The 24,870-nt window shown below is 65.9% G+C and carries 25 protein-coding genes and 2 tRNA genes; 20 read left to right on the top strand and 7 right to left on the bottom strand.

The features are described 5' to 3' along the window. Window position 1: 1 nt before the first annotated feature. Together I6F20_RS22870 and tsaD are read right to left on the bottom strand one after the other, a co-directional pair. Window positions 2–982 (bottom strand): NAD(P)H-dependent glycerol-3-phosphate dehydrogenase, encoded by a 981-nt coding sequence (locus I6F20_RS22870; protein WP_225127928.1) that lies wholly within the window; start codon window positions 980–982, stop codon window positions 2–4. 2 nt (window positions 983–984) lie between these two features. After that, the gene (tsaD, locus tag I6F20_RS22865) at window positions 985–2,052 is read right to left on the bottom strand and encodes a tRNA (adenosine(37)-N6)-threonylcarbamoyltransferase complex transferase subunit TsaD (RefSeq protein WP_193375182.1); all 1,068 of its coding nucleotides are present in this window, start codon (window positions 2,050–2,052) and stop codon (window positions 985–987) included. Window positions 2,053–2,208: 156 nt separating this feature from the next. On the opposite strand from tsaD, the gene I6F20_RS22860 reads away from it, so the two are divergent. The 5 genes from I6F20_RS22860 to I6F20_RS22840 all read left to right on the top strand — a co-directional run bounded on the left by I6F20_RS22860 (window position 2,209) and on the right by I6F20_RS22840 (window position 6,786). Further along, window positions 2,209–2,955: a uroporphyrinogen-III synthase gene (locus I6F20_RS22860; RefSeq protein ID WP_225127927.1), complete on the top strand. Its 747-nt coding sequence runs from the start codon at window positions 2,209–2,211 to the stop codon at window positions 2,953–2,955. A 64-nt stretch (window positions 2,956–3,019) separates the two neighbouring features. Beyond that, window positions 3,020–4,240, top strand: a complete 1,221-nt coding sequence (locus tag I6F20_RS22855; protein ID WP_036002917.1) for a COG4223 family protein — start codon at window positions 3,020–3,022, stop codon at window positions 4,238–4,240. Between the two features lie 35 nt (window positions 4,241–4,275). After that, window positions 4,276–6,075 (top strand): heme biosynthesis protein HemY, encoded by a 1,800-nt coding sequence (locus I6F20_RS22850; RefSeq protein WP_225127925.1) that lies wholly within the window; start codon window positions 4,276–4,278, stop codon window positions 6,073–6,075. Between the two features lie 99 nt (window positions 6,076–6,174). Beyond that, a tRNA-Thr gene (locus I6F20_RS22845) sits at window positions 6,175–6,250 on the top strand. Between the two features lie 143 nt (window positions 6,251–6,393). Beyond that, window positions 6,394–6,786, top strand: coding sequence for a hypothetical protein (locus I6F20_RS22840; RefSeq protein ID WP_036024216.1), 393 nt, complete (start codon window positions 6,394–6,396; stop codon window positions 6,784–6,786). 132 nt (window positions 6,787–6,918) lie between these two features. Here I6F20_RS22840 and I6F20_RS22835 read toward each other — a convergent pair whose 3' ends face one another. Then, window positions 6,919–7,974 (bottom strand): polysaccharide deacetylase family protein, encoded by a 1,056-nt coding sequence (locus I6F20_RS22835; RefSeq protein WP_225127923.1) that lies wholly within the window; start codon window positions 7,972–7,974, stop codon window positions 6,919–6,921. A 252-nt stretch (window positions 7,975–8,226) separates the two neighbouring features. Here I6F20_RS22835 and I6F20_RS22830 point away from each other — a divergent pair, with 252 nt between their 5' ends. After that, on the top strand, window positions 8,227–8,520 hold the full coding sequence (locus tag I6F20_RS22830; RefSeq protein ID WP_036002906.1) for a hypothetical protein: 294 nt from the start codon (window positions 8,227–8,229) through the stop codon (window positions 8,518–8,520). Window positions 8,521–8,686: 166 nt separating this feature from the next. Next, window positions 8,687–8,902, top strand: coding sequence for a hypothetical protein (locus tag I6F20_RS22825; protein ID WP_036002903.1), 216 nt, complete (start codon window positions 8,687–8,689; stop codon window positions 8,900–8,902). A 113-nt stretch (window positions 8,903–9,015) separates the two neighbouring features. Here I6F20_RS22825 and I6F20_RS22820 read toward each other — a convergent pair whose 3' ends face one another. Beyond that, complete coding sequence (locus tag I6F20_RS22820; protein ID WP_036002980.1) at window positions 9,016–10,704, bottom strand: MFS transporter; 1,689 nt, start codon at window positions 10,702–10,704, stop codon at window positions 9,016–9,018. 137 nt (window positions 10,705–10,841) lie between these two features. Between I6F20_RS22820 and I6F20_RS22815 the strand changes: the two genes are divergently transcribed. The 7 genes from I6F20_RS22815 to I6F20_RS22785 all read left to right on the top strand — a co-directional run bounded on the left by I6F20_RS22815 (window position 10,842) and on the right by I6F20_RS22785 (window position 18,597). Further along, window positions 10,842–12,203 carry a hydrolase gene (locus I6F20_RS22815; protein WP_225127922.1) on the top strand — a complete coding sequence of 454 codons (1,362 nt, stop codon included), beginning with the start codon at window positions 10,842–10,844 and terminating at the stop codon, window positions 12,201–12,203. A gap of 35 nt (window positions 12,204–12,238) precedes the next feature. After that, on the top strand, window positions 12,239–13,609 hold the full coding sequence (locus I6F20_RS22810; protein WP_036002897.1) for a cytochrome P450: 1,371 nt from the start codon (window positions 12,239–12,241) through the stop codon (window positions 13,607–13,609). A 50-nt stretch (window positions 13,610–13,659) separates the two neighbouring features. Next, complete coding sequence (locus I6F20_RS22805; protein WP_036002893.1) at window positions 13,660–15,069, top strand: adenylate/guanylate cyclase domain-containing protein; 1,410 nt, start codon at window positions 13,660–13,662, stop codon at window positions 15,067–15,069. A 178-nt stretch (window positions 15,070–15,247) separates the two neighbouring features. Further along, window positions 15,248–15,769 (top strand): tellurite resistance TerB family protein, encoded by a 522-nt coding sequence (locus I6F20_RS22800; RefSeq protein ID WP_036002890.1) that lies wholly within the window; start codon window positions 15,248–15,250, stop codon window positions 15,767–15,769. Window positions 15,770–15,956: 187 nt separating this feature from the next. Further along, entirely contained in the window at window positions 15,957–16,736 is a 780-nt protein-coding gene (locus tag I6F20_RS22795) for an SDR family NAD(P)-dependent oxidoreductase (protein ID WP_225127920.1), read from the top strand. Between the two features lie 129 nt (window positions 16,737–16,865). Beyond that, window positions 16,866–17,660, top strand: a complete 795-nt coding sequence (locus I6F20_RS22790; protein ID WP_225127918.1) for a glutamine amidotransferase — start codon at window positions 16,866–16,868, stop codon at window positions 17,658–17,660. 124 nt (window positions 17,661–17,784) lie between these two features. Further along, window positions 17,785–18,597 (top strand): enoyl-CoA hydratase, encoded by an 813-nt coding sequence (locus tag I6F20_RS22785; RefSeq protein ID WP_036002884.1) that lies wholly within the window; start codon window positions 17,785–17,787, stop codon window positions 18,595–18,597. Window positions 18,598–18,719: 122 nt separating this feature from the next. On the opposite strand, the gene I6F20_RS22780 is transcribed toward I6F20_RS22785, so the two are convergent. Then, window positions 18,720–18,795: transfer RNA gene (locus I6F20_RS22780), tRNA-Ala, on the bottom strand. A 204-nt stretch (window positions 18,796–18,999) separates the two neighbouring features. Between I6F20_RS22780 and I6F20_RS22775 the strand changes: the two genes are divergently transcribed. From I6F20_RS22775 to folD, 3 genes are read left to right on the top strand one after another with little or no spacing between them, the layout of a single operon-like run. Next, complete coding sequence (locus tag I6F20_RS22775; RefSeq protein WP_036002872.1) at window positions 19,000–19,290, top strand: YggT family protein; 291 nt, start codon at window positions 19,000–19,002, stop codon at window positions 19,288–19,290. Window positions 19,291–19,305: 15 nt separating this feature from the next. Then, window positions 19,306–19,671 carry a DUF167 domain-containing protein gene (locus I6F20_RS22770; RefSeq protein WP_051056859.1) on the top strand — a complete coding sequence of 122 codons (366 nt, stop codon included), beginning with the start codon at window positions 19,306–19,308 and terminating at the stop codon, window positions 19,669–19,671. Window positions 19,672–19,681: 10 nt separating this feature from the next. Further along, the gene (gene folD / locus I6F20_RS22765) at window positions 19,682–20,566 is read left to right on the top strand and encodes a bifunctional methylenetetrahydrofolate dehydrogenase/methenyltetrahydrofolate cyclohydrolase FolD (protein WP_225127916.1); all 885 of its coding nucleotides are present in this window, start codon (window positions 19,682–19,684) and stop codon (window positions 20,564–20,566) included. 104 nt (window positions 20,567–20,670) lie between these two features. Here folD and ppa read toward each other — a convergent pair whose 3' ends face one another. Then, window positions 20,671–21,207 carry an inorganic diphosphatase gene (gene ppa, locus I6F20_RS22760; protein ID WP_036002867.1) on the bottom strand — a complete coding sequence of 179 codons (537 nt, stop codon included), beginning with the start codon at window positions 21,205–21,207 and terminating at the stop codon, window positions 20,671–20,673. A 179-nt stretch (window positions 21,208–21,386) separates the two neighbouring features. After that, window positions 21,387–21,896 carry a GNAT family N-acetyltransferase gene (locus I6F20_RS22755; protein WP_024338772.1) on the bottom strand — a complete coding sequence of 170 codons (510 nt, stop codon included), beginning with the start codon at window positions 21,894–21,896 and terminating at the stop codon, window positions 21,387–21,389. Window positions 21,897–22,168: 272 nt separating this feature from the next. On the opposite strand from I6F20_RS22755, the gene I6F20_RS22750 reads away from it, so the two are divergent. Genes I6F20_RS22750 through I6F20_RS22740 form a run of 3 tightly spaced genes read left to right on the top strand, consistent with a single transcriptional unit; the run spans window position 22,169 to window position 24,860 of the window. Next, complete coding sequence (locus I6F20_RS22750) at window positions 22,169–23,068, top strand: alpha/beta hydrolase family protein (protein WP_057025833.1); 900 nt, start codon at window positions 22,169–22,171, stop codon at window positions 23,066–23,068. Beyond that, window positions 23,065–23,532, top strand: a complete 468-nt coding sequence (locus I6F20_RS22745) for a DUF2269 family protein (protein ID WP_057025834.1) — start codon at window positions 23,065–23,067, stop codon at window positions 23,530–23,532. The genes I6F20_RS22750 and I6F20_RS22745 overlap by 4 nt, the downstream gene beginning before the upstream one ends. Window positions 23,533–23,540: 8 nt before the next feature. Further along, a complete protein-coding gene (locus I6F20_RS22740; RefSeq protein WP_036002855.1) occupies window positions 23,541–24,860 on the top strand; it encodes an SDR family oxidoreductase in 1,320 nt (439 codons plus the stop codon). Window positions 24,861–24,870 lie beyond the last annotated feature (10 nt).

The following is a 24,870-nucleotide window of genomic DNA, read 5'->3' as shown; positions in this document are numbered from 1 at the left end:
CTTATTCCTCTGCCTTGAAGGGGCGCGTCATCAGCGCCGAGATCGCGGCATCGATCGTGCTTTTGCCGCTCAGGATCGATGCGACCGCCTCAGATACCGGCAACTCGATGTTTTGCGAAGCGGCGAGCTCGATCAGCACGGGGGCGGTGAACTCGCCCTCGGCGAGCTTGCCGGCGGGAGGCTGCTCGCCGCGGCCGAGCGCGAGGCCGAGCGCGAAGTTGCGCGATTGCGGGCTCGAGCAGGTCAGAATGAGATCACCGAGGCCCGACAGGCCGGTGAGCGTCTCGCTGCGTGCGCCGAGCGCACGGCCGAGGCGCGTCAGCTCGGCAAAGCCGCGGGTCGTGAGCGCCGCCTGCGCGGAGGCGCCGAGCTTGCGCCCGACCGCAATGCCGACCGCGATCGCCAGCACATTCTTGGCGGCGCCGCCGATCTCGACGCCGCGAATGTCGGTGGAGTGATAGGGGCGGAATGTCCGCGAGCCCAGCGCCTGCACCAGGCTGCTGGCGAGCGCCTCATCGCTTGCCGCCAGGGTCACTGCCGTCGGCAGGCCGCGTGCGACGTCGTCGGCAAAGCTCGGCCCCGACAGGATCGCCGGCTGCGCGTGCGGCGCGGCCTCGGCGATCACGTCGGTCATGAACTTATGGGTGCCGTGCTCGATACCCTTGGCGCAGGCGACGATCGGCACCGCCTTCGTGATGTGCGAGGCCAGCATGTTGACCGCACCGCGCAAATGTTGCGCCGGCGTCGCAATCAGCAGCATGTCGGCACGCGCGGCGAGCGCCAGATCGCTCGTCACGACGAGCTCAGGCACGATCCGAATCCCGGGCAGCCGCGGATTGTCGCGCGTCGATGCGATCCGCGCGGCGTGCTCGGCATTGCGTGCCCACAGCGTCACGCTTCGCCCTGCTCGCGCCGCCACCGTCGCCAGCGCCGTACCCCAGGCGCCCGCGCCGATCACTGCGACGGATTGGAACGCGGTCATCCCTAGAATCCCGCCCGAGTCTTGCCGTAGCCCGCGGGCGCGGTCGCGTTGGCATCGAGCAGCCAGCGTGCGCGCGGCTGCGCGTCCATCGTGTCGGTCAGGCCAAGCGCCAGGCGCTCGGCGCCGGCCCAGGCGATCATGGCGCCGTTGTCGGTGCACAGCGCGGGCGGTGGCATGATCAGCTGCGTCCCGGCCTGCTTCGCGACATCGTCAAGCGCGCCGCGGATCGCCTGATTGGCGGCAACGCCGCCGGCGGCGACCAGCGCGCGCGGTGCGCCGAACTGCTCGCGGAAAAGCTTCAGGCCGACGCTCAGCCGGTCGGCCGTTGAATCGAGCACGGCGGCCTGGAAGCTCGCGCAGAGATCGCTGATGTCCTGCGGCATGAGCTCGGCCAGCCGGCTCGCTTCGGTGCGCACCGCCGTCTTCAGTCCCGACAGCGAGAAATTGGCATCGGGGCGCCCCTGCATCGGCCGGGGAAACGCAAAGCGCGTGGCATCGCCGCCTGCCGCCGCGCGCTCGACCTGCGGGCCGCCGGGATAGGGCAGGCCCAGCATCTTCGCGACCTTGTCGAAGGCCTCGCCGATGGCGTCGTCGACCGTGGTGCCGAGCCGCACATACTGGCCGACACCGGTGACTGCGACGATCTGGGTATGGCCGCCGGAGGCGAGGAACAGGCAATAGGGAAATTCGATGCCGTCGGTGAGACGCGGCGTCAGCGCATGCGCTTCGAGATGATTCACCGCGACCAGCGGCGTGTCGTGCACCATCGCGATCGCCTTCGCGGTGGTGAGTCCGACGATGACGCCGCCGATCAGCCCGGGCCCCGCGGCCGCCGCGACGCCGTCGAGCTGAGCATAATCGATGCCGGCCTCGTTCATGGCGCGGTCGATGATCCCATCGAGCACGTCGACATGCGCGCGCGCGGCGATCTCCGGCACCACGCCGCCGAAGCGGGCATGCTCCTCGATCTGCGACCGCACGATGTTGGACAGGATCTTGCCCTTGCCGTCGGCCGCGCGTTCGATCACGGCCGCGGCGGTCTCGTCGCAGGTGGTTTCGATGCCCAGCACCAGCATTGGCGAATGTTATCCAATTTGCGCCCTTGCGCTCATCCATAAAGCAGAGTTCTGGTACGTCCGGTAGCATCCCGGGGTCGGCTTGCGCAATCGTCACGCGCAGCGGTTCTGGTCAATGCGTCACCGCCAAATGGTCCGGGAACAGCAGCGATGTCCATTCTTGTCACACGGCCGCATCCCGACAATGCGGCGACGGCGGACAATCTGCGTACGCGCGGGCATACGGTACTGCTTGCGCCGGCGCTCAAGCTCGAGCCGGTCGCCTTCCAAGGCGAGAGCGAAGTTTCTTATGATGCCGTTCTCGTCACCTCGGCCAACGCGATTCGCGCCATAGCGCCGCAATTGCCGGACCTCGGTCTGCTGGAGCTGCCATTGTTCGCGGTCGGCGAACATACGGCTGCATCGGCGCGAGAGGCTGGTTTTGCCAAGGTGATCGTCGCCGGGGGCGACGCCGCGTCCTTGCGCGACAAGGTGATGCAGAGCGCGCGCGACAAGGTGCTGAAGAAAAACAGCACGCTGCTGTATCTCGCCGGCGCGGATCTGTCGCGCGACCTCGGCGGCGAACTCGGGGCGGAAGGTTTCCGCGTGGTGACGCAGACGACCTACCGCATGGCGCCGGTGAAGCATCTGCCGCGCGAGGTGTGCGAGGGCTTTGCCGCCCACGGGATCGAGGCGGTGCTGCACTACTCCCGGCGCAGCGCACGTGCGTTCCTCGATGCGGCGCGGGACGAAGGTGTCGAAATTTCGGCGCTGGCGATCCCGCATTGCTGCCTGTCCGAGACCGTTGCGGGCGTGCTGCGCGATGCCGGCGCGCCACAGGTTCTGGTGGCCGCAACGCCGGACGAAACTGCCTTATTCGACACCTTGGAGCGTGCGTTGCGGACCCGTTTGGCGTAAAGGTCGGGCCGAATCCGACGCAATCTAATCCATCCCTGGTATGAAAGTGTGAGGAACCGTCACGATGGCCGACGACAAGCCTGAAGACGCTGGATTGGCGCCCGATCCGGGTCGTGCCAAGCGCACCCCGCCCACCATCGACCTCGAGGCGACGGAAGTCTCGACCCAGCCGCAGCAGGTCGCGGGCGAGCCCGAGGCATCCGAGCATGTCGCGCAGGAGCAGGCCAGGGTGGAAGAGCCCGGCTCGGAACAGGTCAAGGCCGAGCCTCAGTCCGAATCTGCAGAGCAGCAGGCCTCCGCGGCGGTGCCTGTATCGGCGCCGATTTCGCCCTGGGTCATCGCGCCGTTCTCCGGCGTTGCCGCGGCTGCGGTCGTGATCGCAGTCGGCTGGATGCTGGGCTGGCCCGCGGTGCAGGCCCCGCCGGCCGCGCCGCAGGTCACCAGTGCGACCGTCGATGCGCTGAGCGGACGCGTTGCCGCGGTCGAAGCCAGGGCCGCGAGGCCGGCGGCCGATCCGGCCCAAGTCGCGCGGATCGACGCGTTGGAGAAAGCGGCGAGCGCACTGCGCGGCGACATCGCCAATTTGCGCGCACAGTTCGATAAGACGGCGAGCGCGCTGAACGATGCGAAATCCGCGCCGCCGAGTGCCGCGCCCGATCTTGCCGCGCTCACCGACCGCATCGCCCAGCTCGAGCGCGCGAGCAAGACCGAGCGGGCCGAGCTTGCGCAGCAGGGCGAGAAGATCGCCGAGGCCAAGACGATGGACGACAAGCCGCTCCGCTATGTGGTCGCGGCGTCCCTGCTCGACGTTGCCGTTCGCCACGGCGATCCCTATCAATCGCAATTGGCGGCGGCGCGGTCGCTGGCGACCAAGCCCGATATGCTCAAGCCGCTCGAGGCGTTTGCATCGTCCGGCATCCCGACATCGGCGGCGCTGAGCCGCGAGCTCCTCAATATCGTGCCGAAGCTGTCGCCGCCGGCTGAAGCTCCGTCGAGCGAGGCCGGCATTGTCGAGCGGCTCCAGGCCGGCGCGTCAAAGCTCGTGCGGATCGAGCGCACCGATGGCGTCGGCAACGATCGGGGCGCCATCGTGACGCGCGTCACGGCGGCGGCGCTCCGCAGCGATTTCGCCGAAGCGCGGCGCGAGCTGAAGACGCTGCCCGAGGCTGATCGTGCTCCGGCGCAGGCCTGGCTCGACAAAGCCGACGCCCGCGACGCCGCGCTCGCCGCGTCCCGCAAATTCGCCGACGATGCCATGGCGGATCTCGCCAAATCTACTCAATAAGATCGCGCAACAATCGGCGCGTATAGGGATCGACCATGCTTCGCATCGTCCTGTTTCTCGTCTTGATCGCACTGGCGGCGGCCGGCGCGGCCTGGGTCGCCGACCAGTCCGGCGATCTCGTCCTGACCGCGGGCAGCTTCCGCATCTCGACGACGCTGCCGAGGTTCGTGTTCTTGCTCGGCCTCTTCGCCGCTTCCGTCGTGCTGGTCTGGAGCATCCTGACGATGATCTGGCGCATGCCGGGGCGCTTGCGCCGACGCCGTCATGACAAGCGCCATGCCCGCGGCCGTCACGCCATCACCCATGGCCTGCTCGCGATCGGCCACGGCGATTCCGCGCTCGCGCGCCGGCACGCCGAGGCGGCGCGGCGGCATGCGCCGAACGATCCGCTCGCACTGCTTTTGCATGCGCAGTCGGCGCAGCTCGAAGGCAATCGCGACGAGGCGCAACGCGTCTTCCGCGCCATGGCCGAACGCGAGGACACGCGGCTGCTCGGCCTGCGCGGTCTCTTCATCGAGGCGCAGCGCGCCGATGATGCGGTCGGCGCCGTGATGATTGCGGAGGAAGCGATCAAGCTGTCGCCGTCCGCGACCTGGGCCTCGCACGCGGTGCTCGGCTTCCGCTGCGCGCGCGGCGACTGGAGCGGCGCGCTCGCGATCCTCGATTCGAATCTGTCCGCGGGCCTGATCGACAAGCAGACCTATCGCCGGCAGCGCGGTGTGCTGCTCGCCGCGCGTGCGCTGGAGCTGGAAACGATGGACCGCGACGTCGCGCGCGAGAGCGTGCTGGAGGCGGTCAAGCTCGCGCCGACCTTGGTGCCGGCGGCCGTGCTCGCGGCAAAATTCGAGAGCGAGGCGCATCAGGTGCGCCGCGCCATGAAGCTGGTGGAAGCCGCCTGGCTCGCCAATCCGCATCCCGATCTCGCGGATGCCTATGCGCATGTGAAGCTCGGCGATTCCGCATGGCACCGCTTGCAGCGGGTAGAAAATCTCGCCGCGAAGACCCCCGCCGACAAGCCCGGTTATGTCGAAGGGCAGCTCGCAATCGCGCGCGCTGCGATCGAGGCCTCGGAGTTCGCCCGCGCGCGCGAGGTGCTCGCGCCTTATCTCAAGGATCCGACCCAGCGCGTCGCGCTGCTGATGGCCGAGATCGAGCGCACAGAGCATGGTGACGGCGGCCGCGCCCGCGCCTGGACCTTGCGCGCGGTGCGCGCCCGGCTCGATCCCGCCTGGACCGCGGACGGCTATGTCAGCGACCGCTGGCGTCCGGTCTCCCCGGTCACCGGCCGCCTCGATGCGTTCCAGTGGCAGGCGCCGGTCGCGAGCCTGCCCTCGGATAAGGGCCCCACGCTCGAATCCTCGGCCTTCGAGGAAGCCATGCTGGCCGCTCCGCCGCCGAAGCGGGTGACCGCCGCTCCCAGCGAAGCCGCGGTGGAACCGCCGGAGGTGACCCCGCCGCCGGCACCGGCCGCGCAGGACAATTCACCCCCTCAGGCCAAGGACGTCGCGAAGGAGGCTACCAAGGAAGTGGCCAAGGAGACTGGGGAGCAAACTGCGAAGGTCGACGAGCCGGTCGTCACGCCCGCCGAGCCGGCGAATCCGGCTCCGGCGCCCGCCGAATCATCGCCGCTGGCGCCGACGCCGGTCTTCCGGACCCGGGCCGACCTCAGCAAGCCCGCCTCGGCGCCGACCCAGACCGTCATCCCGATCGTCCGCGCACCCGACGATCCCGGGATCGACGACGACGGCCCAAGCGACGAATTTACGGAACAAATCGGCACGCCCAAAGCCCAAGCGGGCGGCTGGCGCGGATTCTGGTCCCGCTGGGGCGCGTGAGCGGTATTTCGCCTCCCGCTTGTCCTTGCCAATTCGGGCCATGCCCGATATCAGGGGCGCGCGTATCGGGGCCGGCATTGCTTTGGTCCCGGCAGGTTCGCCGCAATAGCTCAGTCGGTAGAGCACGTCATTCGTAATGACGGGGTCGGGGGTTCGAATCCCTCTTGCGGCACCAGCGCCCCGGTTCATCCGACCCCAAGCGCTCCGATGACCAGGCATCAGCCTGCATCAGGGCTCGCTCGGCTGCGTGATCGCGATCACATAATCGCAGACATGGCTCCCCTAACGTCCTGTCACGCCAACACGGGGAGACTTCACATGCGCAAGATCATTCTGATTGCCGCCATGCTGCTGGCTTCGGCCTCCGCCCAGGCAGGCGGCTCCCGCGGTCTGTCGCTGGCGGCGGCAGGCGAACAGACCTCCACTCCGCAAACCACGACATCGGCGAGCACCGTGACGGCGCAGGTGAGCGAAGCCGCGCCGGCCACCGAGGTTCAGAAATATCATGATCGTCCGCCGGCGGTGTCGCTCTCCGCGCCGACAGTGGCGACCACTCCGACGGTCACCACACCGGCGACGGCCTCCGCGCCGGTCACGACGCCCAAGCCCGCCGCCAAGACCACGGCAAAGGCGGACAAGCCGAAGCCCAAGCGCAGCTGGACCGAGCGCCGCATCATCAGCGAGCTGCATCGCCACGGCATCTATTGGTGAGGCGCCGACCTGTACCCTGATCTCGCCGTCATGCCCGGGCTTGACCCGGGCATCCACGTCGTCGCGCCTGATCCTAAAACGTGGATGGCCGGGACAAGCCCGGCCATGACGCAAGAGTTTTGGATTTGGCGCTTATTGCGAGATCGTTTGCACGACGCTCGCGATCGGACGGGAGTTCGTGCCTGCGGTCGGCACCTTCATGTCCTTCATCAGCGCCTCGTCATATTCCGGCAGCGTCTGGAGGCTCGTCTTGGCCTTCATCTGCACGACCCTGTAACCGCCGGCCTTCAGCCGCGCGAGCAGCGTCGGCAGGGCGAGGCCCGTGTTCTTCTGGAAGTCGTGCATCAGGATGATGCCCTTGCCGAGCTTGTCCAGCCTCGTCATCACGGTCTCGACGATCTTCTCCGGCGTCGCGCCCTTCCTGAAGTCGAAGGAGTCGATTTCGGTCGAGAACATCGCGACGTTGCGGGTGCCGAAATAGCTCACCATCGCGGGATTGTGCTGAAGCTGCGGAAAGCGGAAGAACGGCGCCGGGTTGGTGCCGAGCGCGAATTTCACTGCGCTGAAGCCCTTCTCAACCTCGTCCTTGACCTGCTGCTCGGTCAACTTCTTGCTGTTCAGATTGACATGCGACCAGGTGTGCGTGCCCACCGTGTGGCCCTGGGCCAGCACCTGCTTCAGGATCTCCGGATGGTAGGTCGCGTGCTTGCCGACCGAGAAGAACAGGCCCTTGGTGCATTCGTCCGCGAGCGCCTTCAGCACCGTGGGCGTGTTGACCGGCCACGGACCGTCGTCGAAGGTCAGCACGACCTCCTTCTCGGTCAGGAAGTCGAACTGCTTGAAATGCTCGAAGCCGAAGCCGGGGCCGCCCGTCGTGTCGATCTCGACGACGCGGGACACGCCCAGCGCGTTCGGATTGGCGCAGGCCTGCTTCGGCTGCATCGGCATGACCGGCACGGGGGCAGGTGCTGGAGCTGCTGCGGCCGGCTTGGCCGCGACGGCCGCGGTGGTCTCGACGTCGTCCTTGGCGGCGAGCTTCGCCTGTGCCGGCAATGGGTCGGCGGCACGGGCGGCAACTGTCTTGGGAGCGCCCTGGTCGGCGCGCGCGGAATAATAAAACCAACCGCCGGCGGCGATCACGACCGCCGCAACTACACTGGCCAGCATCAGGCCCAACGCATTACGCATCGTTACTCTTTCCAATTACGCAACCAAAACGGCGGAGTTTCCCGCGCGACGAGCCATTAATGCGAAGTAAGAGTTAACGTGACACCAACACGACAGCGGTTGCGAAGGAATTTCAGTGGGCTGCGTCTGAGTGACTGAGATCACAGAGGACGGGTCTCCCGTGAGCGTCATCACAGTGGAAACGGTTTTGCCGGAGCATCGTAGCTCCCATCGACAACGGGCCCGCTGTGGCGGCGCCAATGGGAGCTTCAAATGACCAAGTCGTTTACCGGCAAGATCCGCGACGCCAGCCTGGCCCTGGGCTTTGCCGCGATCGTCTCCATCGCTTCGACGGGCGCGAGCTTCGCCTTCTCGGCCGAGGCGCAGCAGATGTGCACGGGCGATGCCTTCCGTCTTTGCTCGGCGGAGATCCCCAATATCCCGAAGATCACCGCGTGCATGATCAAGCATCGCTCGGACCTCAGCGCCGGATGCCGCGCGGTGATGGACAAGACCCTCGCCAAGGGCGCCTCGCGCAAGGTCGCTGACGCTCAGGACACACAGTAACCAAGACGCCGGCGGTTGCGCCGGCAGCTCCCCTCGCCATGTCCCCTGGCATGAAGCCGGGGTGATGGCGGCGGCGCGCTGCAGCTAGTCAACAAAGCCGTTGCAGGTGCGGGATCGTCGCACTAGCTTCGCCCGCACGTCTTTCCGGGTAAGAGGCAATTGCGCGATGACCAGACTGCTTTTCGTTATTTCCTTGCTCCTGTGCGCATCGAGCGCCTCCGCGCAACAGCAGCCCGGCCATGATGCCTGCGCGCGCGACGTCACGCGCTTCTGCCGTCCCGTAATGGACAATGGCGACGGTGCCGTGCTGGCCTGCCTGAAGCAGAACCGCACCAAGCTGAGCAAGGCCTGCGACAAGGTGCTGACCCAGCACGGGCAGTGATCGTCATTCCGGGGCGCGCGAAGCGCGAACCCGGAATCCATCGCGCGACCAACTCCTGCGATAAATGGATTCCGGGTTCGCACCTTACGGCGCGCCCCGGAATGACGAGAGGCCTACGTACTGCTTCCCGCCGCGGTCGCGACCACCGGCAGCACCTCGCTGTTGGCGCGGTCCGGCGTGTCGTCCTTCCAGCGCACCGAACCGAAGGGGCGCTCCAGCATGCGGCGGATTCGCACCGGCTCGGGACCGATGTGGAAATCGATCGCCTGCTGATGCAGCGCGCGTTCGGACTGGGTCGCACGGTTGCGCTGACGCAAATAGTCGAGCCAGGTCGGGCAGTGATAGCGCTCGGTCCACAGCTCGGGGTCGGCGATGTCGCGCGCGATCGACCAGCCATAGGCACCGTTGCGCTGGCGCGAGAGCTGCACGTCCTGCATCACGTTGTGGAACGCGCGCGCATTCTCTTGCGCAACCCGATATTCGATCTCGACCACGAGCGGGCCGCTGCGCCCTGTCAGCGACAGCCTCACCTCGGGATCGGCCAGCATGTCCGCATCCTCGTTGCGGGCGCCGACACGCGGCATCGTGAGCCAGATGCCGAGCAGCGGCGAGATCAGCATCAGGCCGGCCGAGGTCAGCAATGCGATCTCGACGCCGGCATAGTCGGTGAGATGGCCCCAGCCCCAGGCGCCGATCGCGATGCCCCCGGCGATCGCGGCCTGGAAGGCTGCGAGCGAGCGACCGGCGACCCAGCGCGGGGCCGAGAGCTGCACGCCGATATTGAACAGCGCGATCGCCGCCATCCAGACTGCGCCGCCCAGCACCAGCGCGGCCGCCGTCAGCACCGGCTCCGTGCTCAAAGCGAGGGCGGCCATGGTGAAGGCCATCGTGATGGTGCAGGCGCGGATCGCGGCCTCGCCGCTCATGCGCTTGCGCAATTCGTGGATGTTGAGCGCGCCGATCACCGCGCCCATGCCGAAGGCGCCGAGCATGATGCCATACATCTGCGCGCCGCCATGCAGGAGGTCGCGCGCGACCAGCGGCATCAGCGCCATCACCGCGCCGCCGATCAGGCCCATCACCAGCGTGCGCAACAGCACGATCTTGATCGGCGGCGAATTGGTGATGTAGCGCACGCCCGAGACCATGGCGCGGTTGAGCTTTTCCCGCGGCAGGCGCGACACCTCGGTGTTGCGGCGCCAGAGCAGCAGCACCACCAGCAGCGGCAGATAGAGGATCGCATTGCAGGCGAATGCGGCCACCGCACCGAGCGCAGCGACGATGACGCCGCCGACCGCCGGACCGAAGCTGCGCGCGATGTTGTAGCTGATGCCGTTCAGCGCCACCGCGGACGCCAATGCCTCGGGCGGCACTTGTTCGCTGACCGAGGACTGCCAGGCCGGACCGAACAGCGCATTGCCGCTGCCGACGATGAAGCAGAAGGCGAGCAGCAATTCCGGAGTGATCAGGTTGAAGCCGGCCAGCACGGTGAGCACGCTCGCGCCGATCAGCGCGATCGACAGCGAAATCACACTGACGATGCGGCGGTCATACATGTCGGCGATGGCGCCGGCCGGCATCGAGATCAGCATGATCGGCAGCATGAGCGCGGTCTGCACCAGGGCCACCTTGTCTGCCGAGGCCGCCATCTGCGTCATCGCCCAGGCCGCACCCACGCCCTGGATCAGGAGGCCGAGATTGGAGAGCAGGCTGGCGAGCCAGATCCGCCGGAACACGGTGTACCGCAGGGGCGCTGTGATGCCGTCGGCGGCCATTTTCGGGCGGTTCGGCTGCTCGGTCATATCCCCTTCCATGTCGGATGGCAGAAGTGGTCGTGGTGATTCCGGCCAATTCAGTGATGCCCGCGAAAGTCCTTCGCTGTCCAGTGCTTAGGCCGGTATAAGCAGTGCAAAGAGCTAGGTTTGCCGGGGAGGAACAGATGAAGCTGACGCGACGGACGATCTTGCAAGGGGCTGCGAGTGTGCCTTTCGCACTTGCGAGCTTGCGGACGGGCGCGCTGGCGCAGACCGCGCCCGCCACGGAGCTGCCGCCGATTCTGTTCGTCCACGGCAATGGCGATTACGGCGCGCTCTGGATGACGACGCTTTGGCGGATGGAGTCCAACGGTATCGCGCGCGATCGCATGATGGCGATCAATTTCACCGACCCGCTGGCGCGCAACGACGACAAGGTCGAGCAGGCGGGTCGCTCCTCGACCGAGGATCAGCGCCTCGAGCTCGCTGCCGCCATCACCGAGCTGAAGCGCCGCACCGGCGCAGCCCGCGTGGCGCTGGTCGGCAGCTCGCGCGGCGGCTACGCGATCCGTAACGTCATCAAGAACGGCGGCGCCGGTGATGTCAGCCATGCGGTGCTGTGCGGTACGCCCAATCACGGCGTGTTCGCAACAGACGACCAGCCGAACAACGAATTCAATGGCCGCGGCACGTTCCTGCGCGGACTGAACGAGGGCGAGAGTGAGGTGACGCCGGGAGTCGCTTTCCTCACGCTGCGCAGCGACGGTCTGGACAAATTCGCGCAACCCGATGGCCGCTTTATCGGCAAGCCCGGCATGCCGACCAATGTCACCGCCGAAGGGCCGGAGCTGAAGGGCGCCACCAATCTCGTGCTCGGCGCGCTCGACCATCGCGAGGTGGCGTTTCACCCGCGCGCGTTCCGCGAGATTTACAAGTTCATCGCGGGGCGCGAACCTGCGCGCATCGCGATCGTGCCGGAGACCAGCGTGAGATTGAGCGGCCTCGTCACGGGTACGCCCGGCGGCGTGCCGACCAATCGTCCGGTCGCGGGTGCAATCGTCGATGTCTTCCGTGTCGATCCTGATACCGGGGAGCGCAAAGACGGTGCGCTGTACAGCTCGACAACAGGCTCAGATGGCCGTTGGGGGCCGGCGCAGGTCGATCCCGCCTGGTCGCTCGAATTCGTGCTGATCTCGCCGGATGCGCCGACGACGCACATCTACCGCTCGCCCTTCCCGCGCTCGTCCGAGGTTGTGCATCTGCGGCCCGCGCGGCCGCTCGGGCCGGCCGACAAGGCCGCCGGCGCCGTCGTGATCATGTCGCGTCCGCGCGGCTATTTCGGCCTGCCGCGCGACGTGGTGCTGCTCGACGGCAAGGAGCCGGCCGACGTCAAGCCGGGCGTGCCCACGGATGCGGCAGCCACCCTGCGGCTTCCCGCCACCGAGGTTGGCCGTAACATCGTGGCCCAATTCGGCGAAGAACGGATTGTGGCACGCGCCTGGGCTGCGTCCGAGAACCGGATTGCCATCGCCGAGCTGACTTACTAGCTATTTACCTGCGTCCCACCTTGCGGGAGAGAGCCATGAATATCGCCAGCGTGCGTCGGCCCATCACCCCTCCGGCTCCTCCGCGAGCGCCCGACGATATGTCGTTCTTCGGCCGGCTCGCGGTCATCAGGCAGAATATGATCGCGACCTGGGGTCAACGCGCCTACGAGGAAGAGGTCATTTCTGGCCGCTTCTTCTTCCGCAATAGCTTCATCCTGAACCAGCCGGACGCGATCCGGCACGTGCTGCTCAGCAATTACGAGAACTACACGCGCACGCCGGCCGGCATCCGCATGCTGCGCCCCGTGCTCGGCGACGGCCTTCTGATCGCGGAAGGTCATTCCTGGACGTTTCAGCGCCGCACGCTGGCGCCGGCCTTCACGCCGCGCGCGACCGCAAACCTCGTTCCGCACATGACGGCCGTGCTCGACGAAACCATCGCCAAGCTGGACGCGCAAACCGGTGAGCCGGTCGACCTGCGCGCGATCATGCAGCGCATGACGCTTGAGATCGCCGGTCGCACGATGTTCTCGTTCGGCATGGACCAGCACGGCGCAACCCTGCGCAACTTCATCATGGAATATGCCGCGCGGTTGGGGCGTCCGTACTTCCTCGACATGGTGCTGCCGGTGTCCTGGCCGAGCCCGATGGATTTTGCCCGCGCCCGTTTCCGCAAGCGCTGGACCGAGTTCGTGGCCATGCTGATCGCCGAGCGGCGTAAGGCGGGCAAGAAGGACGGTGCGCCGCCGCGCGATTTGTTCGATCTCATGGACGAGGCACGCGATCCCGAGACGGGCCAGGGCTTCTCCGACGAGCAGCTGGTCGACGAGGTCGCGACCATGATCCTCGCCGGTCATGAGACCACGGCGACGGCGCTGTTCTGGGCGCTCTACCTGCTCGCGCTCGATCCCGATACGCAGGAGGAGGTGGCGTCCGAGACCCGCGGCGAGCATCTCGACAGCATGGCCGACATCGATCGCCAGAAATTCACCCGCGCGGTGATCGACGAAACCATGCGGCTCTATCCGCCGGCCTTCCTGGTCGCGCGTGCCGCGCGCGATAGGGACAATGCGGCGGGCGTCGAGATCGGCAAGGGCGACATCATCATGATCGCGCCCTGGCTCTTGCACCGGCACGAGAAGCTGTGGGATCAGCCGAACGCATTCATTCCAAAGCGCTTCATGTCGCAGGAGGCGCCGGACCGTTTTGCCTACCTGCCGTTCGGCGCAGGTCCGCGCGTCTGCATCGGCGCACCGTTTGCCCAAGCCGAATCCGTGCTGGCGCTGGCGCGGCTGATCGGAGCGTACCGAATCGAGCTTGCCGACCCCGCGACCCCCGTAATTCCGCTCGGCGTCGTCACCACCCAGCCGGACCATTCACCCCTGTTCCGCATCACGCGTCGGTGACAGGCTCGCGTCTGGCCGCTGGCGTGACCCGGCCTACATAGAGTTCCGCCATGAGCGACATCCAGGCCCAGTTCTCCGTTCTGAAGCAGACCGCCGATTCCGTTGTGGTGGAGGCCATCGCGCAGCTGATCGCCAACGGTCATGATCGCGATCTCAACCGGATCAATGCGCTGGATTTTGCCGACCGGACCGGGCTCGACCAGGAGAAGGTCATTTCCGGCTTCCTGCACGCCTCGCGGCTCGGCCTGTTCGACATGAGCTGGAACGTGCTGTGTCCCGGCTGCGGAGGCGTGCTGGGCGCGCACGCCACACTGAAGTCGTTGAAGCACGACGACTACAATTGCGCGCTCTGCGCCGCCGGATACGAGGCCTCCGTCGACGAGATGGTCGAAGTGGCCTTCACCGTCAGCCCGCGGGTCCGCCGCATCGGTGCTCATGATCCCGACACGTTGCCGATCTGGGAGTATGTGCGGCAGATGTTCTGGAGCTCAGGCGTCGACATCAACGACGAATCCTTTTCCCGCCTGATCAACCAGGTAACGCTCGAAGCCCTCGAATTGCCCGCCGGCGAGAAGGCGATCCTCTCACTCAATCTGCCGAGCCAGTTCATCATCGTGTTCGAGCCGGTCACCCATTCCGCCCATTTCCTGGACGTTCAGGGTGAGCCGACCAGCGAGCGTCAGCAGCTGTCGATCATGTTCAACAAGCTGGAGGCGCCGACGGGGACCACCGTGATGCGCCCCGGACCGTTGCGTCTCATGCTCGAGAACCAATCGGACAGTCGCGTATTGCCCTCGGTCTGGATTGCCGACCACGCGTTGCACGAGATGATCGGCAAGCGCAAGCCGATCCTGACCGCCAAGCGCATGCTGTCCAACCAGACGTTCCGCGACGTCTTCAAGGCCGACAACCTCAATGTCGACCAGCGACTGAAGATCACGTCCCTGACGTTCCTGTTCACCGACCTGAAGGGTTCGACGGCGCTGTATGAGCGGGTCGGCGACCTCAATGCCTTCGACCTCGTGCGGGCGCATTTTCGCGCGCTGCTGGAGATCATCGCCGCCGAGAAGGGTGCGGTCGTGAAGACGATCGGCGATGCCGTGATGGCGACCTTCGTCAGGCCCGAGCACGCCATCACCGCGGGACTGCGCATGCGCGCGGCGATGGACGAATTGAACAAGCAGCGCGGCGCCAACGACCTCATTCTCAAGATCGGGATCCACGAAGGCCCCTGCCTCGCAGTCATGCTCAACGAGCGGCAGGATTATTTCGGCCAGACCGTCAACATCGCCGCCCGCGTGCAGAGCCTGTCGACCGCGCAGGAGATCCACATCACCGGCCCGGTGCTGGACGCTCCCGCAGTCGCCGAGGTGCTCGAGCAGCGCGCCATCAAGCCGATCCAGAAGCAGGCCGCGCTCCGTGGCATCGCCGACAAGATGGTGGTGTACGAGATACCGTGAGGCATCATTCGTCATTCCGGGTTCGATGCTGGCGCATCGCCCCGGAATGACGCTGAACAGATTGCCGAAACGTAATACGCGCGCGGAACTGACGCACGTTGCGCCGGTTGGGTTTCTTGCTCATATAATGCTGGTAACGGCCGCGCTCCTTGCGGCGTCATCAATCTCGGTAGGACCTATGCTCGACGGCTTGCGCCAATTCATCGCCGACATTGTCGGTCCCCAAGCCCAGGACCGCGCATTTGGCGACAGCGATTACCGGCTGGCCGCGACCGCGCTGCTGGTCCATGTGGTCTCGCTGGACGGCCAGCCGAGCGCGGCCGAGCAGCGCAAGCTGCACAGCCTGATCGAAAGCCATTTCGGGCTCGACCGCGGCACCGCTGACCGTCTCATCGCCGACGCCACCCAGGTCGAAGGCGAGGCCGTCGACCTCTATCACTTCACCAGCGTCATCATGCGCTCGCTCGACGAAGCGGGTCGCAAGCGGATCGTGCAGATGATGTGGGAGCTGGTCTATGCCGACGGAGAGGTCAGCGAGTTCGAGGACAATGTGGTCTGGCGCGCGTCCGACCTGCTCGGCATCTCCCAGCGTGACCGGATCGAGCTGAAGCACGCCATTGCGGAGCGTGCCGGTGGCCAGGTCAAGGATCGCGCCGTCGGACCGGTCCCCGGCGGATTGCCTGGCCTGCGAGCCACATGACGAAACTTTAATATAAGCCGGCGGTCCCCCGCTTCTGCGGATTCGACTGCAAATACCGGACTTTCCTGCTTCCACTGTCGCTCTCACAAGCAGCCATGCTGCCAGCGCCGCTTGCCTGGCGCGCACGGCTTATGCTCTCGTTCTGGTATTGCCGGGACCACAGACTTCAATTCAAGAGACTTCGATCGTGAATGAGCGGGTAACGTTGATCACCGGTGCCTCGGCGGGCATCGGGATGGAGCTGGCGCGTGTGTTTGCCGCCAATGGACATCGCCTCGCATTGACGGCGAGACGGGTGGATCGGCTCGAAGCGCTCGCGAACGAGATCGCCGCCAAGGGTGGCAAGAAGCCGATCGTGATCGCCTGCGATCTCGAGGACCCGCATGCAGGCGAGAGGATCGCCGCAGCACTTGCCGCCGAAGGTGTCGAGCTCGATCATCTCGTCAACAATGCCGGCTTCGGCGTATTCGGCGATGCCATCGAGCGCGATCGCGTCGCGCAGCTCGGCATCGTCGATGTCAACGTCCGGGCCCTGACGGATCTGTCGCTGCGCTTCGCCGATCAGCTCATCCGGAACAAGGGCGGTCTTCTCAATGTCGGCTCGGTCGCAGGCTTCCTGCCTGGCCCCGGCATGGCCGTGTACTACGCGTCCAAGGCCTATGTGATTTCCTTCACCGAAGCATTGCGGGCGGAGCTCGCTCCCCGCGGCGTCCGTGTCACCGTGCTTTGCCCGGGCCCGGTCCCCACGGAATTCCAGGCCCGCGCCGGCGTCGGCTCGCAACATAACACGGCCTTTCTCAACGTCTCAGCTGCCGAGGTTGCGCGGGAGGCGTATCGCGCTCTGATGGCCAACAAACGGGCAGTGCTGCCCGGCCTCGGCAACAAGATTGTGCCGTTCGCGCTGCGCTTCTTCCCACGCGGCTTCATCCTGGCGGCCACTAGCCGGTTCCAGCGGCAGCGGCGCTGAACGCCGCCGCCCGCGTCCGTAGTGGCCCGGAGCTTGCTTCCAGACGTGCGCGTGTGTGCGCAAACTCACATGATGTTAACCATCGCTTAGCTATGCTGGCGGTCTGAACCGATAGCACTCGCAGAGGCCATGTCGTTCCGGACGGACAGGTTTGGTGGCGCAGAGGTGGTCGCCTTCCCACAGAGGGCGGCGAGCGTCGCCGCCGCTGAAACCCGGCTGCCGGTTCTGATCGTCCTGCATCAGGAATGCTCGACACCCGGCCGCGTCGGCAATGCGTTGCGCGCGCTGGGCCACCGCCTCGACATCCGCCGTCCTCGCTTCGGCGATCCCCTGCCCGAGACGCTCGATCAGCATGCCGGGGCCGTGATCTTCGGCGGGCCGATGAGCGCCAATGATTCCGACGACTACATTCGCCGTGAGATCGACTGGATCGAAATTCCGCTCCGCGAGCAGCGCCCGTTGCTCGGCATCTGCTTAGGGGCGCAGATGCTGGCGATGCAGCTCGGGGCCCGTGTCGCGCCGCATGCGCAGGCGCTGACGCAGATCGGGTACTACCCGATCAGGCCGACCGCCGCGGGCCGCGCGCTCTGCCCGCGCTGGCCGGCGCAGGTCTATCACTGGCATCGCGAGGGCTTTGAGCTGCCTGGAGGCGCCGACTTGCTCGCCGAAGGCGATGATTTCCCGGTGCAGGCGTTCCGGACGGGCAATGCTTTCGGCGTGCAGTTCCACCCCGATGTGACCTATGCGATGATGTGCCGCTGGACCACGCGCGGCTATGACGGATTCAGCGCGCCCGGTGCACGGCAGCGGCATCATCATTTCGCGGATCGCGCCGTCTACGATGTCGCCGAACGCGCCTGGCTCGATCATTTCCTCGACGGCTGGCTGGAGCGCCGGCCGATGCTGGCGCAAGCCGCCGAGTGATCGCGGCTTCGCGCAAGTCCTTGGCGCAGGTCCTTGGCGCAAGTCCTTCTCCCATCCCTGGGTATGCTAGGCTCGCTTCTAACGAGCGCGTGCGAACGCGTGCCGGCAAACAAGGGAGAGCGTCATGGCCTACGAACACATTCTCTATGAGGTGAGCGACAAGATCGCGACCATCACGCTCAACCGCCCCGATCGCATGAATGCATGGACGCCGGTCATGGAACGCGACGTGCGCAACGCGATGGAGGCATCGAGCGCCGACGACAATGTCCGCGTCATCGTCCTCACCGGCGCGGGCCGCGCCTTCTGTGCCGGCGCCGACATGGATGCGCTGAAGGGCCTCGATCCCAACGACGTCAGGCGCGCCTCGAACCTGCCGCCGTTCGACATGAATCGCCGGCCGGACTGGCAGACGCGGTACGGCTATTATCCTTCCATCAAGAAGCCTGTGATCGCCATGCTGAACGGCGCGACGGCAGGCATTGGACTGGTGCATGCACTCTATTGCGACCTTCGCTTTGCCGCCGACAACACCGTGTTCACCACCGCCTTCGCGCGGCGCGGCCTGATCGCCGAGCACGGCATCAGCTGGATGCTGCCGCGCATCGTCGGCCACGCCAATGCGCTGGATCTGCTGCTCTCGGCGCGGCGCGTGTCGAGCGAGGAGGCACTGCGGATCGGGCTGGTCAACCGGCTCTGTCCGCCGGAGAAGCTGCGTGAAGAGACGTATACTTACGCGCGCGATCTTGCCGATTTCGTCTCGCCGAGCGCGATGGCCGTGATCAAGCGCCAGCTCTACGAGGTGCCGTTCCAGACGCTGGCCGAGGCGACGATCGAGGCCAACAGGGAGATGATGGTGGCGCTGAACGGGAGTGATTTCAGGGAGGGCGTGGCGAGCTTCATGGAGAAGCGGCCGCCAAGGTTTACGGGGAGGTAGGGGGAGTTCACGGAGAGGGTCCGCCGTCGCCCTTCGGGCTATGGCGGGACAGCCTTCGCTCACTTCGCTACGAGAGAGCACGGCTGGCTTGCCTAGCCGTAGCTCGCGAAGCGAGCGAAGGCTGGTGGAGCCAGGCGGGATCGAACCGCCGACCTCGTCATTGCGAACGACGCGCTCTCCCAGCTGAGCTATGGCCCCTTTGCTGGCCGCTCTGGTGAACGCGGCCGACAACCGGGCGCCATTTAAGTCCCCGCCAAGGTCAAGTCAAGGACGGGCGTAACCCGGTTTTAGCTCTCAGGGTGCCGACTTCCCTTGTTTGGGCCTGACGGAACCGATATCTAGCAAACGGGGCGTCAATCCCGACCGAGCCAGAGTTTCCAAAAGCCAGAGGCCTCATAAGCCATGCGTGCCGTTCTCGACATCGTCATCATCGTGCTCGACCTCTACGTCTGGCTGCTGATCGCCTCCGCGATCCTGTCCTGGCTGATCGCCTTCAACGTGGTGAACACGCGTAACCAGTTCGTGTCGGCGGTGGCGGAGTTCCTCTACCGGATCACCGAGCCTCTGCTGGCGCCGATTCGCAATTTCCTGCCCAGCCTCGGCGGTCTCGACATCTCGCCGATCATCCTGATCCTGATCATCATGTTCATCGAGCGGGTGATCCTGTACTACATCTACCCGAACGTGGTCTAAGCGGGCGGGAGCGCCTTGGTTGCCAACAAGGAGCCTTGTTGTCAGGAGCCTTGCCCTAAGGACCCTTGGCGCTACTCGGCCGCAGGAATCAGCATCGCGCTGCGGGTGACGCCGCGCGGCGGCCGCGACGACATCGACGGGATCGAGCAGCTTTCGGATGGCCGCAGCGTGCTCAAGGTGCGGGTGCGCGCCATTGCCGATGGCGGCGAGGCCAACAAGGCCGTGCTGGCGCTGCTGGCGAAATCGCTCGGCGTGCCCAAGAGCAATGTAAAATTGCTATCCGGAGCCACGTCGCGGCTGAAGCAGATCGCGGTCGACGGCGATCCGGCGCGTCTCGGCGAAACCCTGCGCCAGCTCACATCGGCCAAACCGACAGATTGAGAGAACGGACATGACCGCTGATATCATCGATGGAAAAGTCATTGCGGCGGAGCTCCGTGGCCGCGTCGCCGAGGAGGTCGCCCGCGTCAAGCGCGAGCACAATCTGGTGCCGGGCCTTGCAGTGGTCCTGGTCGGCAACGACCCCGCCAGCGAAGTCTATGTCCGTTCAAAACACACCCAGACCCAGGCCGCGGGCATGGCCTCGTTCGAGCACAAGCTGCCGGCCGACGTCTCGCAGGCAGATCTGCTGGCGCTGGTCGCAAAGCTCAACCGGGATCCCTCCGTGCACGGCATTCTCGTGCAATTACCGTTGCCGAAGGGGCTGAACACCGAAGCGGTCATCAACGCCATCGACCCCGCCAAGGATGTCGACGGGCTGCATCCGAACAATGCCGGCCGGCTCGCTGGCGGCTTCGAGGCGCTGTCGCCCTGCACCCCGCTCGGCTGCATCATCCTGACCAAAAGCGTGCACGCCTCGCTCGAAGGCATGAACGCCATCGTCATCGGCCGCTCCAACCTGGTCGGCCGCCCGCTCGTGCAATTGCTGTTGAACGAGAACGCCACGGTGACGATCGCGCATTCGCGCTCGCGCGACCTGCCTGGCCTCGTGAAGAAAGCGGACCTCGTCTATGCAGCAGTGGGCAAACCAGAGATGGTGCGCGGCGACTGGCTGAAGCCGGGTGCGACCGTGATCGATGTGGGCATCAATCGCATCCCCAAGGAGGACGGCAAGACGCGCCTCGTCGGCGATGTCGCCTATCAGGAAGCGCTTGCCGTTGCCGGCGCGATCACGCCGGTGCCGGGCGGTGTCGGCCAGATGACGGTGGCGTGCCTGTTGGTGAACACGCTCCGCGCGGCCTGCGCGATCGCCGGCCTGCCGAAGCCGGCGGTGTAGTTGAGCGTCATTCCGAGGCGGCTCGCAGAGCCAAACCCGGAATCTCGCGCCCCGACTTCTGGATTCCGGGTTCGCTCTGACGCGCCCCGGAATGACCGTGCGGATCAGCCCTTCTTCTTCTTCTCGCGCTCGATGCCTTCTTGGATCAGCTGGTGCGCTTCCTCCGGGCCGCCCCAGCGCAGGATCTTCACCCACTTGCCCTTTTCGAGATCCTTGTAGTGCTCGAAGAAGTGCTGGATCTGCTGCAGCGTGATGTCAGGCAAATCGGAATACGACTTCACCTTGTCGTAGCGCTGCGTCAGCTTGGACGACGGCACCGCCAGGATCTTCTCGTCGCCGCCGGCTTCGTCCTCCATGAACAGCACCCCGACCGGGCGCACGCTCATGACGGCGCCGGGGATGATGGCGCGGGTGTTGATAATCAGCACGTCGCAGGGGTCACCGTCATCCGACAGCGTATGCGGGATGAAGCCGTAATTGCCGGGGTAACGCATCGGCGTGTAGAGGAAGCGGTCGACCACCAGCGTGCCGGCCTCCTTGTCCATCTCGTACTTGATCGGTTCGCCGCCCACGGGGACCTCGATGATGACATTGACGTCGTGGGGGACGTTCTTTCCGATCGAGACCGCATCGATACGCATTCAAGGCTCCGTTGTTGCCGAGGATAAATCGCGCCCGGCAGCGATTTTGGCGCTGTCATACGCGGGCTTGGCCCGCTGATCCATCGCGTTTTTGTGAAATAATGAATCCGGCGATCACCGGCGCAAGCGGCCTGCGGTATCGACGGATGGGAACGCTGCCCGGCTAGGGTTTCAGCAGCTCAATTGGTCCAAGCGAAGGCAACCTTGTCGAGCGCCTTCGGTCCGAAACGCTCCGACGAGCGCGCCACCATGCGGCCACCCAGGGCGCGGTAGAACTCGGTAGCGGGATCGTTGTCCGAGAGCGCCCACACCACCATGCTCTTCAGCCCGCTCTGCATCAGGTCGCGGCGGGCGGCGGCAAACAGGCGGCGGCCGAAGCCGAGGCCCTGAAACTCGGGCCGCAGATAAAGCTCGTAGATCTCGCCGTCGAAATGCAGGCTGCGGGCCCGGTTGCGGCCGTAATTGGCATAGCCCGCGATCTTGTCACCGAACACCAGCACGCTGACGCGGCTGCCCTTGCGGATCGCGCTGTCCCACCATTGCGGACCGCGGCGGTTGATCAGCTTCTCCAGCTCGGCGCCGGGAATGATGCCCTGATAGGCCGAACGCCAGGCTTCGTCATGGGTCGACGCCACCGCAGTTGCATCTGCGGCTTTGGCCGGCCGGACCTCGATCAGGGTTGTGCTCATGGACGCGATCAAACCAAGTCGCCGCGCCGGCGGCAAGACCTATCGTTAATTATCGGTTAACCTGTGGACTTTCTGCATCAGTATTTCAACCGAGTTGTGCCGAAAAAAGACAGGACGGCAACTCCGAGGGCACCTGCGTGCGTGCCGTCGGTGCAAAACTCCTGTTGCTTGCGGCAACGAAGGAACGGCAATGGGCACCGCAGAAAGTCCGCTCATTGTGATTCGTTCCTACTAGTGTGCCTGTCGCTGTTCTTGTTCGCCCTCGGCAATTCATGCGGCTTCTCAATACCATCGCGCTCCTGCCTCTGCTGGCCTTGCTGACCGCGCCGCCTCTGTGCGCAGAGGTCAGGTTCGGTCCATCGGGAGAGGAGGGCGAACCGTTTCGTCGGCAGGAATGGCGCGTGCCAACGCCGGATACCGATCTTGCTGCGCATGCTCTGCTGTTTCGCCCCTCGGGCCCAGGTCCGTTCCGGCTCGCGGTGATCGCACACGCCTCGACGCAGAACACGCTACGTCGGGTGCAAATGCCGCAGCCGGAATACCGCCCGCTCGCCGGCTATCTCGTCGCGCGCGGCTTTGCCGTGCTGGTGCCGGAGCGGCCAGGCCATGGTGCCACCGGCGGCCGCTACCTCGAGGATCAGGGCGGCTGCGGCGAGCCCGACTACACGCGCTCGGGCCGCGCAACGGCCGACGCAATCAAACTGGCGCTGGTCCAGCTGCAAAAGCAGGATTTCATCCGCAAGGATGGCGCGATCGTGATCGGCCATTCCGCCGGCGGATGGGGTGCGCTGGCGCTCGCCGGTGCCGATCCGAAGGTGATCTCCGCCATCACCGTGTTTGCACCGGGACGCGGCGGCCATGCCAATGATGAGCCGAACCGAATCTGCGCGCCGCACACCCTGCTCGCCGCCGCAGCGGAATTCGGCAAGACCGCGCGCATTCCCGTCACCTGGCTCGTTGCGCCCAATGACAGCTATTTCGCGCCGGCATTCTCGCAGAAACTCGTCGATGCGTTTCGCGGCACGGGCGGCAAGGCTGAGTTTCGCCCGCTGCCGGCCGTCGGCAGCGAAGGCCATTGGATGATCGAAACCGAAGCCGGCGTCAAAGCCGCCAGCGGCGAGCTCGCGCGGGCGCTGAACCCGCCCAAGCCTGTGGCGACCAAGAAGCCATGACGCTGTATTTCCTGTTCAAATTTGTTCACGTCCTCGGCGCCATCGTCATTCTCGGCACCGGGACCGGCATCGCCTTCTTCATGCTGATGGCGCATCGCACGCAGGACCCGGAGTTCATCGCCCGCACCGCTTCGGTCGTGGTCATCGCGGATGCGATCTTCACGCTGTCGGCCGTGATCCTCCAGCCGGTCAGCGGCGGCGTGCTGATGATGCTGTCGGCGACCTCGATCACGGAGCGCTGGCTGCTGGCCTCACTCGCGCTCTACGCGATTGCCGGCTTGTTCTGGGTGCCGGTCGTGTTCATGCAGATCGAGATGCGGGACCTCGCGCGCAAGGCTGCTGCGCAGCGCAGTGCGCTCCCACAGCGCTATTTCGTGCTATTCCGCCGCTGGTTCGCGTTCGGCTTCCCCGGCTTCGGCGCGACGATGGCCATCCTGTGGCTGATGATCGCGAAACCGTTTTGAGAGAAGCGATGAGTGAGCGAACCGTTTTGGTGCTCGGCGCCTCCGGCCTGATCGGCCGCTTCGTCACCGACGATCTGCGCACGCGGGGCTTTCGCGTCGTCGGCGTGGCGCGGAGCCTGTCGCCGGCGCAGAGGATGAGCGCGCTGGACATCGAGCTGCCGATCCTCATCCTCGACACGGCCGCGCTGACGCGTCTCCTCAGCGAGCACGCGGTAGACGTCGTCGTGAACTGTCTCGGCGTGCTCCAGGATGGCCCCGGCAGCAACACGAGCGCGGTGCATCGCGATTTCGTCGCGCGACTGCTTCGGGCGATCGGCGGCAGCGGCCGCGCAATCCGGCTGGTGCACATCTCGATCCCCGGCTCCGCGGAGGCGGACCGCACCGCCTTCGCTACGACCAAACGCGAGGCCGAGCGCCTGATCGGGGCTAGCGGCATTCCTCATGCCATCCTGCGGCCCGGCTTCGTGGTCGCACCGTCAGCCTATGGCGGTAGCGCCATGCTCCGCGCGCTTGCAGCCTTTCCGATCGATTTGCCGGCCAAGGACATGGCAACGCCATTTCAGCCCGTGGCGATCGAGGATATTACGGCGACCATCGCCTGGCTCGCCGCGCGCGACATCGACGATGCCTCGTTGAGGGCGGTGAGCTGGGACCTGATGCAGGCCGAACCGATCACCATGGCCGGCGTCATCAAGCCGTTTCGCCATGCGTTCGGCACGGACGGCTGGCCGCGCATCGCGATGCCCCGCTTCCTGCTCGATCTCGGCGTGAAACTCGGCGATGTCGCCTGCTATCTCGGCTGGACGCCGCCGATGCGCTCGACCGCCATTGCCGAGCTGCGTCGCGGCGTGACTGGCGATCCGTCAGCGTGGAGCGCCGCGACGGGTATCGCGCCGAAGCATCTGGCTGAGGCGATCGGACGCCATCCTGCCAGCATCCAGGACAAATGGTTCGCGCGCCTGTTCCTGGTCAAGGCGCTGATTTTCGCAAGCCTGGTCGCGTTCTGGGTCGTCTCCGGTTTCATCGCCTTGTTCGTGTCCTACGGTGCCGCCGCCGGCATTTTGACCGCGCACAACTTTCCGCCCGCGCTGGTTGATCCCATCACCATCGGCACCAGCCTGATGGACATGAGCATCGGTGTCTTGATCGCCTTCCGCCGAACGGCTGCGATCGGCTTGGTCGCGGGTATCTTCGCTTCGCTCGGCTATATGCTGGGCGCGGCGATCCTGACGCCCGACCTCTGGATCGAGCCGCTTGGCGCGCTGGTGAAGACCGGGCCGGCGATCGTCTTGATGGTCGTCGCGCTCCTGATGCTGGATAACCGATAGCGTTTTCGAG

Source organism: Bradyrhizobium sp. IC3123 (genome assembly GCF_020193625.1).
GTDB lineage: Bacteria > Pseudomonadota > Alphaproteobacteria > Rhizobiales > Xanthobacteraceae > Bradyrhizobium > Bradyrhizobium yuanmingense.
Note: the sequence above shows the minus strand (reverse complement) of the source record. Positions and strands in the feature narration are given on the sequence as shown.